Source organism: Streptomyces sp. 796.1 (assembly GCF_047525675.1).
Classification (GTDB): Bacteria; Actinomycetota; Actinomycetes; order Streptomycetales; family Streptomycetaceae; genus Streptomyces.
Map to the genome: position 1 here is coordinate 147,891 of NZ_JBLIWA010000008.1, position 12,404 is coordinate 160,294.

Consider the following 12,404-nt stretch of genomic DNA (forward strand, 5'->3'; position numbering starts at 1 on the left):
CGAACACGATAGAGGGGATGTGTGGAGGTACAGCCGTTAGGTCCCCCTCGGTCAGCCCCTCGCCGCGGGCGCTCAGAGGCGGTGGGCCGCGCCGGTCGGGGTGGCGCCGCGGGTGTCCAGCAGGAGGGGGGCCTTGGCGGCCAGGCCCTGGAGGTCGTACGTGCGGTGCTGCTGGAGCAGGACGGTCAGATCGGCGTCGCCCGCGGCCTCGTACGGGGAGTCGGCGCGCGGCACCGGCCGGCCGAGCACCTGCCACCGCGGTACGTACGGGTCGTGGAAGGAGACCTGGGCGCCCAGGTCCATCAGGCGGGAGGCGATCTCGCGCGCGGGGGCGCCGTCCTGGTCGGCGACGTCGGGCTTGTAGCTGAGGCCGAGCAGCAGGATGCGTGCGCCGCGCGCCGACTTGCCGTGCTCGTTGAGGAGGGCGGCGCAGCGGTGGGTCACGTAGCGCGGCATGCGGCCGTTGACCTCCTGGGCCAGTTCGACCATGCGGAGCGGGTAGCCGATGGTGCGGTCCTGGTAGGCGAGGCTGCCGGGGTCGACGGCGATGCCGGGCCCGCCGACGCCCGGCCCCGGGCGGAACGCCTGGAAGCCGAACGGCTTGGTCTCCGCGCAGCGCACCACGTCCCACAGGTCGACGCCGATGTCGTGGCAGAAGATCGCCATCTCGTTGGCGAGCGCGACGTTGACGTGCCGGTAGTTGCTCTCCAGCACCTTCACCGCCTCCGCCTCGCGCGGCCCGCGGGCCCGCACCACCTTCTCCACCAGGCGCCCGTAGAAGGTGGCCGCGGCCTCGGTGCAGGCGGCGGTCAGGCCGCCGATGACCTTGGGGGTGTTGGGGTAGCCGAAGTCGCGGCGGCCGGGGTCCACCCGGGTGGGGGAGTAGGCGAGGTGGAAGTCTCGGCCGGCGCGCAGCCCCGAACCCGACTCCAGGATCGGCCGCAGGAACTCCTCGGTCGTCCCCGGCGGCACGGTCGACTCCAGCAGCACCGTGGTGTGCGGGCGCAGCCGGTCGGCGACCGTACGGGCCGCGGTGGCGACGGCCGACAGGTCCGGCCTGCGGTCCGCGCCGAGCGGGGTCGGCGCGCAGATCACGAGGGTACGGACCGGGCCGAGCGCATCCGGGTCGGTGGTGGCGCGGAACCCGCCGGCCAGCATCCGGCGCAGGCCGGTGGCGGAGGGCGGCCCGCCGCCCGGGTCGTGCTGCCCCGGCCCCGCCCCACCGGCCAGCCGACCCGCGGTCAACCGGGCGACGGCTTCGGGGTCGGGGTCGTAGCCGACGGTGGGGACCTGGGCGGCGGTTGCGGCGTGGACGAGCGGGAGGCCGAGGTGGCCGAGTCCGATGACGGCGAGATCTGCGCGCATGGAGGTGCCGTCCTTCCCGGGTGATTCCGGAGGGCGCGAATTCAGACTAAGCGGAAATATGACCCATGTTGCGGAGGGCCCACCGACACCGACGCGCCGGTGCGCCGGCATGGGTGCGGGGTGTGGTGCGGATGGCCCAGTGCGGGTGGCCTGCGGCCCGCTGGGTGGTGGTGGTTGCTCCGGGTTGGTCGACCTGCGGCCCGCTGGGGTGGCTGTGGTGGCCGGGGAGGTTGGCCCGCGGCCTGCTGGGGCGGTGGGGGCTGGGGTCCGCTGGGTCAGTGGTTGCTGTGGTGGCGGGGTGGCGTGGGGTCCGCCGGGCCGGTCGTGGTGGTGGGGGTGGCCGTGGAGTGCCCGCGGGTGGGCGGTCGGTGGTGGCTCCGGAAAAAAGAGCCCCTTCCAGGTGTGCGCCGCCCCGCACCGGCCACCCGTGTGGCGCAGGGGCCGGCACGGCGGCGTGGGCTGGCTGACCCCGGTTCGTACGGTCAAAATCGAGCAGAAGTGGGCGTGACCCCGATCACAGTGGGAGGTAGCGGTGAGGACAGCGACCCTGGGGCCGGCGGAGCGTGCCACGGCACTCGACCAGTTGGCGAGGCAGGAGCTGGACGTGCTGGTGGTGGGCGCCGGGGTGGTGGGCGCCGGCGTCGCGCTCGACGCCGCGACCCGTGGCCTGGCGACCGGCCTGGTGGAGGGGCGGGACTGGGCCGCCGGCACGTCCAGCCGCTCAAGCAAGCTGATCCACGGCGGGCTGCGGTACCTGGAGATGCTCGACTTCGCGCTGGTCCGCGAGGCGCTCAAGGAACGCGGGCTGCTGCTGGAGCGGCTCGCGCCGCACCTGGTGAAGCCGGTGCCGTTCCTGTACCCGCTGCAACACCGCGGGTGGGAGCGGCTGTACGCGGGCTCGGGCGTGGCCCTCTACGACGCCATGTCGGTCTCGTCAGGGCACGGCCGCGGACTGCCCCTGCACCGGCACCTCAGCCGCGGCCGGGCGCTGCGCGTGGCGCCCTGTCTGCGCAAGGACGCGCTGGTGGGCGCCTTGCAGTACTACGACGCGCAGATGGACGACGCGCGCTTCGTCACCACCTTGGTGCGCACCGCCGCCTCCTACGGCGCCGCCGTCGCCAACCGCGCCCGCGTGGTGGGCTTCCTGCGCGAGGGGGAGCGGGTGGTCGGCGCCCGGGTGGCCGACGTGGAGCAGGGCACCGAGTTCGAGGTCCGCGCCCGACAGGTCGTCAACGCCACCGGGGTGTGGACGGACGACACCCAGTCGATGATCGGCGAACGCGGCCAGTTCCACGTCCGGGCGTCCAAGGGCATCCACCTGGTGGTGCCCAAGGACCGCATCCACTCCACGTCCGGGCTGATCCTGCGCACCGAGAAGAGCGTGCTGTTCGTCATCCCCTGGGGCCGGCACTGGATCATCGGCACCACCGACACCGACTGGGACCTGGACAAGGCACACCCGGCCGCCTCCAGCGCCGACATCGACTACCTGCTGGAACACGTCAACACGGTGCTCGCGACCCCGCTCACCCGGGACGACGTGGAGGGCGTGTACGCGGGGCTGCGCCCGCTGCTGGCCGGCGAGTCCGACGCGACGAGCAAGCTCTCGCGGGAGCACACCGTCGCCCACCCGGTGCCCGGCCTGGTCGTCGTCGCCGGCGGCAAGTACACCACCTACCGGGTGATGGCCAAGGACGCCGTCGACGAGGCCGTGCACGCGCTCGACCAGCGGGTCGCCGGCTGCGTCACCGAGGACGTGCCGCTGGCCGGCGCCGAGGGCTACCGCGCCCGGTGGAACGCCCGTACCGGCATCGCCCGCCGCACCGGCCTGCACGTGGCGCGCGTCGAGCACCTGCTCAACCGGTACGGGGCGCTCGCCGAAGAGGTCGTCGAGCTGATCGCCGCCGACCCGCGCCTCGGCGAGCCGCTGCCGGCCGCCGAGGACTACCTGCGCGCCGAGGTCGTCTACGCGGCCTCGCACGAGGGTGCCCGGCACCTGGACGACGTGCTCACCCGGCGCACCCGCATCTCCATCGAGACCTTCGACCGCGGCACGCGCAGCGCCCGGGAGGCGGCCGAGCTGATGGCGCCGGTGCTCGGCTGGGACAGCGGCCAGGTCGACCGCGAGGTCGAGCACTACGAGAAGCGGGTGCAGGCCGAGCGCGAATCGCAGCGCCAGCCGGACGACCTGACGGCGGACGCGGCCCGCCTCGGCGCCCCGGAGATCCAGCCGCTCTGAACGTTCTGCGCCGACACGTGCCGACAGGTGCCGACACGGCCTGCGCGGCCAGGCCGCGTGCGAGCTGTGCCACGCGTACGAGCTGTGCGCGGTACTGAGCTGTGCGTGGTGCCGGGCTGTGCACGCGGACGAGAGCTGCGTGCGCGTACGAGAGCTGCGTGTGCGCACGAACCGGGGTCGTGTGCGTGCGGCCCCGGGGCCGGGCGGGGCGCACCGGGCGTGTCCCGGCCTCCCGGGGCGATCCGTGCGTACGGCGGTAACCGGAGCACATGCGTGCGTACTGCGGTGCTCGGCGCGTATCGCCCAGCCTGGGCGTACCGCCCGAACAGGTGCATCTCGCCGGGTCGGTGAGGCGTGTCGGCAGGGTGTGCCGGGGCGTGTGGTGAGGGAGGTGTCGGGCGGCGCGGAAGGGTGGCGGACGGTGTGCGGTGGCTGCGGCCACGCTCGGCCGAACGGTGGCCGAATAGCTACGGAATGACGGGGGAACAGCGGGCCGCGCGGGGAGTCGGGCCGGCGCCGACACACCCCGTTGGGCGGGCAATGGCGGGAAATGGCGGGGTGGCGGCGGGCCCCGTCCACACCCCGTGACGTGCCGGGCCGCCCCCGCGCGCGGTCGGGGTCAGGCCACCCCTGCACCGGGCCGGTACTTCCCCTGCTCCACCGATGAGGGACAATGGACGCTCTGCCAGGGTGGGTTGATTGCAGAGGGGACGCATGTCGGAGGCGGAGCAGACGCAGGGCACGACTGGGCGCCTCCTCGCAGGGCGGTACCGGCTCGGCGAAGTCCTGGGCCGGGGCGGCATGGGCACCGTCTGGCGGGCCCGCGACGAGACGCTGGGCCGCACCGTCGCGGTGAAGGAACTGCGCTTCCCGTCAAGCGTGGATGAAGACGAAAAGCGCCGGCTGATCACCCGCACGCTGCGCGAGGCGAAGGCGATCGCGCGCATCCGCAGCAACGGCGCGGTGACGGTGTACGACGTCGTCGACGAGGACGACCGGCCGTGGATCGTGATGGAGCTGATCGAGGGCAGGTCGCTGGCGGACGTGGTGCGCGACGACGGCGCGCTCAGCCCGCGCCGGGCCGCCGAGGTCGGGCTCGCCGTGCTCGACGTGCTGCGCGCCGCCCACCGCGAAGGCATCCTGCACCGTGACGTGAAGCCGTCCAACGTGCTCATCGCCGACGACGGCCGCGTCGTGCTCACCGACTTCGGCATCGCCCAGGTGGAGGGCGACCCGTCGGTGACCTCGACCGGCATGTTGGTCGGCGCGCCCTCGTACATAGCGCCCGAGCGGGCCCGCGGCCACCGTCCGGGACCGCCGGCCGACCTGTGGTCGCTCGGCGGCCTGATCTACGCGGCCGTCGAGGGCGTCCCGCCGTACGACAAGAGCACGGCGATCGCCACCCTGACGGCCGTGATGACCGAACCGCTCGACCCGCCGAAGAACGCGGGCATGTTGGAAGACGTCATCTACGGGCTGCTCCACAAGGACCCGACGCACCGGCTCGACGACGCGGGCGCGCGGGCGCTGCTGACCGCCGCCGTCAACGCGCCGGACGACGTCGTCTCCCGGCCGAAGGTCGCCGAGCCGACCCGCACCATGCCGCTGCCCTCCGCGTCCGGCGGCCACCTGCCGGGGCCGCAGGTCACGCCGGGCCTGCACCCCGCGCCGCACCAGCAGGGCGGGCTGCCCGGCGGGCACGGCGTGGGCCGTCCGGGGCCGCGCCGCGACGCAGCCACGCCGCCCCGACCGCACGCGGTCCCCGGCGGCGCCGCGCCCACCAGGCCCGCCGCGTCCACGGCGTCCGCGTCGGGCGGCCCCCCGCGCGCCTCGATCACCGACGTCGTGCCCAAGCGCACCCTGGTGATCGTCGTGGTGGTCGTGCTGCTCGCGGTGCTCGGTACCGTCATCGCCCTCGCGCTCGACGGCGACGGCACCAAGGACGAGGGCGCCGGCAGCCGGCCCACCGCGTCCAGCGGCGCCGGCGCCCCGGCCGACGACGACCAGGGCGAAGGGGACGCCACGCCCGTCGAAGCACCGACCTCCACCGGCCCGACCGGCGGCGACAAGGACCAGCAGCCGAAGCCGAAGCAGGGGGTGCCCGAGGGGTACGAGCGGGTCACCGACGACACCTTTCGCTTCGCCATGACGCTGCCCGAGGGCTGGGAGCGGCGGCCCATCCCGGGCTACAGCGGCGGTGGCGTCTACAGCGCGGCCGGCGGCTTCCCGCGCGTGCAGATCGACTTCAACGCCAAGCCGCTGTCCGACGCGGCCGAGGCGTGGCGCGGCGCCGAACCCGGCGCGTCCCGCTCGATGAACGGCTACCGCAGCCTGGGCATCCACCCGGTCGACTGGAAGGGCTACCCGACCGTCGCCGACTGGAGCTTCGAGCGCAAGCAGCGGGGCGTTTCGGTGCGCGTCCTCAACCGCGGCTTCAAGGTCGACGCCCACCGCGGCTACGCCATCATGATCACCTGCGCCAAGGACGCCTGGGAACAACCGGAGTGCACGAAGCTCCGGCAGACGGCACTGCGCACGTTCGCCCCGCGCTGAGCCCCCGCCCGCCGGGTGGGTCTCGATCGGGCGGGCTCCCTGCGTCTGGTTGATGGCCTGTTTGGTTGTTCGGCCGGCTGTCTGCTCGGCCGGTCGGCGTGTCTGGCCGCCTGTCTGCCCCGCCCGGCTGGCTGGCCGATTGGCCGTCCGGCTGTGATGCTCGTACGGGCCCCGTGGCGGGCCGGTCCGACGGTCGGTCAGCCGGGCGGGACGGCTCCGCCCGGAGCGGTCCCGGCGGAGTCGACGGACCAGTCGGCACAAAGACTCCGCGGCACGTATCGTGAGAACTCGCGGCCGTGGGTAGCGGTAAGGCACAGACAACAGACCGGATCTGACGGTTACGTGCGGTGAGCGACGGGCGAATCGCGCGCTGGGGAGGCGTCGTGGACGACTACGCGGGTCGGGTGCTCGCGGACCGCTATCGACTGCCGCTGCCACCCGCCGATGAGTACGAGTTCGTGGAGACCCGCGCCTTCGACACCTACAGCGGCCAGGAAGTGCTGGTCAGGCAGGTGCCGTTGCCCGAGGTCGTGGACGCCGAGGTGGTCACCGACGGCGCCTCGTACGCGGCGGCAGGCACCGGCCACGGCGGGTACGGCGGGCAGCCGGCGCACGGCGGGTCAGGCGGCTGGCCCGGCGGCGGCCACGGCCAGTGGTACGGGGCGGGGCCGGGCGACGGCCTGGCGGACCCGGCCGTGCGGCGGGCCATCGACGCGGCCACCGCCGCCGCCCAGGTGCCCGACCACCCCAGCCTCGACCAGGTCTTCCACGTCTTCGCCGAGGCCGGCAGCCTGTGGATCGTCAGCGAGTTGGTGCCGGCCAGGCCGCTGGCGGCGCTGCTCGCCGAGCGCCCGCTCAGCCCGCACCGCGCCGCCGAGGTCGCCGCCGACGTGTTGACCGCCCTGCGCGTAGTGCACGCGCACGGTTGGACCCACCGCAACATCACCACCCGCACCGTGCTGGTCTGCGACGACGGCCGGGCGATGCTCACCGGCCTGGCGGTCGGCGCGGCCGAAGAGGCGCTGTGCGGGTACGACCCGGTGCCGACGGAGCTGCGGGCGCCCCGGCCGCGCAGGCCGCTGGACGACACGGAGTTCGGCCCCGGCGGCGCGGCGCGGCAAGACCGGCGGCGGGCCGCGTCCGACGGGCGCGACGCCCCCGAGGGGCGGACCGACCGCGGCGCGGTGCCGCCCGTCCGCCCCGGCGCGCCGCACACCGGCGGCGCCCTGCCGGCCGGCCGCGACCGGCGCGCACCCCTCGCGGCCGAGCCCCGCGACGCCGTGCCCGCAGCAGTTGACGCGCCTGATGCGCCTGACGCACGCGGCGTACCCGACGCGTTCGGTGCGGTGCGTGCCGCGCCCGCCGAAGGCGGCGGACCTGCGGCAGGCGCCGCAGCGGGCGCGGCGACCGCCCCCGCGTCGGGTCCTGGCCCGGCCGGAGCCCTGCCGGGCGGCGACCCGTCCCGCCCGCCCGCGGCGACGCCCGTGGTGCGGCGCGGCCCCGCGGGCCCGGTGTACCGGGAGGAGGCCGCCGCGGCCGAAGGACCGGCGCCCGCGGTGGGCTCGGCGGGCGGTCGGGCCGGCGCCGCGGAACCGGAGCGTACGCCCGCCCGCGCGCCACGGGCGGGCGCCATCGCCGCCTACCGCGCCGGTGCCCAGGCGGCGGCCCGCGCGGCCATCGACGGCACGGACCCCGCGCACGGCACGGGCCCGCACGGCGACGACCGCGCCCGCGAACACGCCCCGGCCCACGACGCCCGTGACGCCTACGGCGCCTACGGCGCCCACGAAGAGACGCGTGACCCGTACGGGGCGTACGGCCCGGACGACGACGCGTACGGCGGTGCCCGGGGCGCCGGCTCCGGCGCGTCCGCAGGGGAGGCGGCCGGCCCGGACGCGTACGCCAGGGACGGCGACCGGGCGCCGGACGAGGACGGCAGCGACGGCACCGATTACGACGGCACCGAGTACGACGGTGCCGAGGGCGGCGCCGGCGCGTATGCGGGTGGTGCGTCGGCCGGTGAGGTCGAGCCCTACGGGGCGGGCGCGGCGGCGGGCCCCGACGGGCCTGCGGCGCCCGACGGCGACGGCTACCGCGGGCCCGATTCGGCGCTCTCCGCGGAACGCGCCCGGCAGGCCCGCATCGTCGTGGTGGGCGCGGTCACCGAGCGCTGGGCGCCCGAACAGGCCGGCCCCGTCTACGAGAACTGGCGCCTGGCGCCCCCGGTCGGCCCGGCGGCCGACCTCTGGGCGGTCGGCGTGCTGCTCTTCCGCGCCGTGCAGGGCCACGCCCCCTACCCCGAGGACAACGCGGCCGAACTCGTCCAACTGGTCTGCGCCGAGCCGCCCGCGTACGCGGAGGAGTGCGGCGCGCTGCGCCCCGTCGTCGAGTCGCTGATGCGCCAGGACCCGACCGAGCGGCCGGACTTCGAGGAGCTGCGCGGCTGGTTGCGCTCGCTCATCAGGTCGGCGCCCGAACCCGACGTCGGCAGCCGCACCGTCCCGGTGCCGCCGAGCGACCCGGGGGAGCCGGCCGACCCCAAGCGGCTGCCGATCCTGCGCCGGCGCGGCGAGTTGGTCCGCCGCCGCAGGGCAGCCGCCGCCCTGCACGGCCGCCACCGGCACAAGAAGGGCAGGCCACCGCGCGTACCCGAGCAGCGCCAGGCGCCGCAGGAGGCCGCCCCCGGGCAGGAGAAGCACCTGCGGCTGGAAACCCACGAGTCGGCGCCGCCGCGCGAGCCGAGCACCCGGGCGCCGCGCAGCCTGGGCCGGTTGCTGCTGCTGTTCATCCTGCTGCTGCTCGCCGCGGGCGTGCTGTACGCGATGGTGTTCATGCCCGACGCGGAGCCGGACGACGGCGCGGACCGCGGCGCCGCGAGCAGCACGGGCAGCGGCGCGCCGCCCGTCACCGGCACCGGCAAGAACGGCGACGCGCCGCCGATCGGACAGCAGCCGCAGTCCAGCGACCCGGCCGGGCTGGCCAAGGGGTTCACGCTCCGCAAGGACCCGGGCGGCTTCCAACTCGCCGTCTCCGAGGGCTGGCAGCGCCGCGCGCCCAACGGCCGCGGCCAGATCCGCTACCTCGGCGACGACTACGAGATGATCGTGGTCCCCGGCCGCGACAAGACCGCCGAGTACGGCACCGACCCGATGAAGTACCAGCAGGACCTGGAGCCCGAGTTGGCCCCGTACCGCGACTCGGGCTGGGCGACGGCCAGCGGGCTGCGCCGGATCGACGTGGGTCAGACGGCGATGGCCGAGGGCACGTTCGAATGGAAGGACACCAGCGGTCGCCAGGTGTACGTGCGCAACCTCGCGATGATCATCGGCGGTCGCTACCACGTCGTCCAGATCGTCGGCCCCGCCCACGCCCGCAATGCCGTCGACCGCTACTTCGACCAGGCGGCGGCCTCCTACCGGGCCACGGGCTGAGGCCGCGTCGGGCCGGGCGGCGGGCCGGTTCGCGCGGGCCCCGGACGCGCGGGCGCGAGGCAGTAGACGCTGAAGCGCCAGGCGTTAGGGCCCCCGGTGCTCAGGCGCTCGGCTTCGTCGTCGCGTCGGAGGCGGGCTCGTCGGGAGCGGTCGGCTTGGTGGAACCGGCGGGCCCGGTGGGCTTCTTCGGCTCATCGGGGGTGGTCGCGTCGGTGGGGGCGGTGCCGTCGGTGGGCGCCGGCGGCTGATCCGTGGCTCCGGCGTCGGTGTCTGCGCCGGCACCCGCGTCCGCGTCCGTGTCGATGCGGAGTTGATCGCGGGCGACGGCGAACATCCGCTCCTGTTCGGTGCGGTGCGGCGCCGTGGCGGTGGTGTCCACGCGGAGCTGGTAGACGCGGTGTTCGGCGCCGGGCACGAAGAGTTCGAGACGGCGGCGCTGTTCCCGCTTGCCGCGGATGCGGTAGTCGACCTCGATCCAACGGGCCGGCTGCCCGTACCAGTCGAGCGTGTGGCGGCGGGTGCGCACGTCCTCCATCGACGAGTCCTGCGTATCGCGGTACCAACTGATCTGCTGCTCGGACGCCTCGGCCGCGGTGTCGCCGAGCGCCGTGTCGCGCGTGAGTCCGATGGTGAAGGCGCGCTGGTCGCCGCCGGTCCAACTGGCCTCGGTACGGCTCGTACCACCGGTCCGGAAGCCCTCCGGGAGCGCCACCTGCGCGGTCAGCGGCGCGTGGGCGGTCAGCCGCCAGCCGGCGGGCAGCGCCGGGCGCGGGGCCCCGGTCGGCGCCCCCGTCGGCGTGGGCGCCGCGCTGGTGGCGGGCGCGCCGCTGGTCGGCGGTGCGGTACTGGCCTGCGGCGGCGGTGCGGCCTCGTCGTCCTTGAGCGGCCCGGTGAGCAGGTACGCGCCCGCCCCGACCACGACCACCAACGCGCCCAGCGCCCCGAGCGCGACCCGCGGCCGGATGCTGCCCCACGGCCCGCGCCGCGCACCGGCCCCGCCACCGGCCGCCCCGCCGGCCGTGGTGCTGGCCACGCCCGCGCCCGCGCGCGGGAAGCCGTCGCCCTGCTGTGTCTGCCCGGCCATCGGCCGGGCCGCGGGCAGCGCGCCCGGCAGCCCGCCGCCGGCCCGCTCGCCGTCCGCCGCAGAGCCGGTGTCCGGCCGCTGCGCCGCGTACGGCTGCGGCCCGTCGCCCCGGCCGTACGCGCCGGCGGCCCGGCCCGCTCCCGCGGTGGCGCCGTGGGTGGTGCCCTGGGGGGTGCTTCGGGTGGTGGGCGTCGTGGGGGCGGCCGGGGTGCCGGTCGCCGGCGGGCGGGTGCCGTCCGGGGCGGGGCGGCGGGTGCCGCCGATGGCGGTCAACTGCTGGGTGGTGTCGGAGCTGGGCGGGGGCTCCGGGTCGCCGCGGCGGAGCGCGCGGAGTTGGAGGGTCTCCATGGACGACGGGCGTCCGGCGCGCCGGCCTCCGGCGGGAGGCTGGCCGCCGGCGGTCGGCCGGCCGCCGGAGGGTGCGTCGTGCGCCGCTTGGGGCGGATTCGCCGGGCCGGGTGCGTGCGCCGCGTGGGGCGCGTTGGCCGGGCCGGGCGCGTGCGATGGGCCAGGTGCGTTCGCCGGGCCCGGCGCGCGGGGCGTGCACGGTGGCTCCTCGGCCGCCGGCGCTGCGGCCAACTCGCGCAGCGCGGCTTCGGCTTGTTCGGCGGTGGGCCTGGCGGCCGGGTCCCTGGCCAGCAGGCGGCCGATCAGTTCGGTGAGCGGGCCGGCGTGCGCCGGCGGGCGCGGTGTCGCGGTGCGGAGCGCGGCCACCGTCTGCGCCACGGCTACGGCCACCGGCTGCGTCGGCGCGGCGACGCGGAACGGGGTGGCGCCCTCCACCGCCGCGTACAGCAGGACGCCCAGCGCCCACAGGTCGGCCGGCGGCTGCGGCGCGGGCGCGTCGGCGGCGAGCCGCTCCGGGGCGATGAACTCCAGCGCCGCGACCGCGCCCTGAGGCCACGCCCCGCCGGCCGCGGGCCCTTCCGCGGGCGCGGTGCCGGTGCCGGTGCCGGTGTCGAGCCCCGCAAGGGCCAGCCGCCGCTGCTGGTCGACGGCGTGCACCAGACCGAAGTCGGTCAGTACGACCCGCCCCGCCCCGGCGCCGGCGGCGCCTCCCGCCCGGCCGGCCGCGGTCGATCGGTCGCGGCCGAAGAGGACGTTGCTCGGTTTGACGTCGCCGTGCACCAGCCCGGCGGCGTGCGCGGCGCGCAGGGCGCCCGCCACCGCGAGGCCGACGTGGGCGGCCTGCCGGACCCCGAGGGTGGCCCGGCGCAGCGTGTCGGCCAGCGATCCGCCGCGTACCAATTCGACGACCAGCCACGGCCGGTCGTCGACGCTCAGCACGTCGTGCACGGTGATGACGGCGGGGTGCTCGATGCGGGCGGCGGCGCGGACCGTACGGCGCAGCAGCTCGAAGGTGCTGGCCCGTTCGCCGGCGGTGAGCCCGGCGGGCAGCCGGGGTTCCTTGACCGCGACCTCGCGGCCCACGAGTTCGTCGCTGGCCTGCCAGACGGTGCCGAGCGCGCCGTCGCCGAGGTGGTCACCGAGCCGGTACCGCCCGGCCAACAGACCCCGGCCGCCGCCGGCCCCCGCCCCGTGCCCCACCGGCGGCTGCGGCTCCCCGGCCATCGCGCCCTCCCCTCCGTGCGTCATGTTGTCCATCATCGCGCGGGGTTGAGCGGTACGGGACACAAGGGGCCGGTTGTCGGACGGATTCCACCGGATTCCGCGCCCGGCGCGGCACGCCGCCCCGGAACCGGCGGCGGGGCGGCCGGTCGGGCCGCCGGTG

General features: G+C 76.3%; 5 protein-coding genes. 3 read left to right on the plus strand and 2 right to left on the minus strand.

Going from position 1 to position 12,404, the window contains the following annotated elements; genetic code table 11:
- Positions 1-72: 72 nt before the first annotated feature.
- Positions 73-1,365, minus strand: a complete 1,293-nt coding sequence (locus ACMA1D_RS08215) for a nucleotide sugar dehydrogenase (RefSeq protein WP_414723187.1) — start codon at positions 1,363-1,365, stop codon at positions 73-75.
- A gap of 532 nt (positions 1,366-1,897) precedes the next feature.
- Here ACMA1D_RS08215 and ACMA1D_RS08220 point away from each other — a divergent pair.
- The 3 genes from ACMA1D_RS08220 to ACMA1D_RS08230 all read left to right on the plus strand — a co-directional run bounded on the left by ACMA1D_RS08220 (position 1,898) and on the right by ACMA1D_RS08230 (position 9,588).
- Complete coding sequence (locus tag ACMA1D_RS08220) at positions 1,898-3,604, plus strand: glycerol-3-phosphate dehydrogenase/oxidase (protein WP_414723188.1); 1,707 nt, start codon at positions 1,898-1,900, stop codon at positions 3,602-3,604.
- 714 nt (positions 3,605-4,318) lie between these two features.
- A complete protein-coding gene (locus ACMA1D_RS08225; protein WP_414723189.1) occupies positions 4,319-6,157 on the plus strand; it encodes a protein kinase domain-containing protein in 1,839 nt (612 codons plus the stop codon).
- A 347-nt stretch (positions 6,158-6,504) separates the two neighbouring features.
- Complete coding sequence (locus tag ACMA1D_RS08230) at positions 6,505-9,588, plus strand: protein kinase (protein ID WP_414723190.1); 3,084 nt, start codon at positions 6,505-6,507, stop codon at positions 9,586-9,588.
- Positions 9,589-9,688: 100 nt separating this feature from the next.
- On the opposite strand, the gene ACMA1D_RS08235 is transcribed toward ACMA1D_RS08230, so the two are convergent.
- On the minus strand, positions 9,689-12,268 hold the full coding sequence (locus ACMA1D_RS08235) for a protein kinase domain-containing protein (RefSeq protein WP_414723191.1): 2,580 nt from the start codon (positions 12,266-12,268) through the stop codon (positions 9,689-9,691).
- Between the last annotated feature and the right edge of the window lie 136 nt (positions 12,269-12,404).

What these genes read in the sequence shown, in the direction of transcription:
- ACMA1D_RS08215 (WP_414723187.1), bottom strand. Translation starts at nt 1,365, where the DNA reads ATGCGCGCAGATCTCGCCGTCATCGGACTCGGCCACCTCGGCCTCCCG.
- ACMA1D_RS08225 (WP_414723189.1), top strand. Translation starts at nt 4,319, where the DNA reads ATGTCGGAGGCGGAGCAGACGCAGGGCACGACTGGGCGCCTCCTCGCA.
- ACMA1D_RS08235 (WP_414723191.1), bottom strand. Translation starts at nt 12,268, where the DNA reads ATGACGCACGGAGGGGAGGGCGCGATGGCCGGGGAGCCGCAGCCGCCG.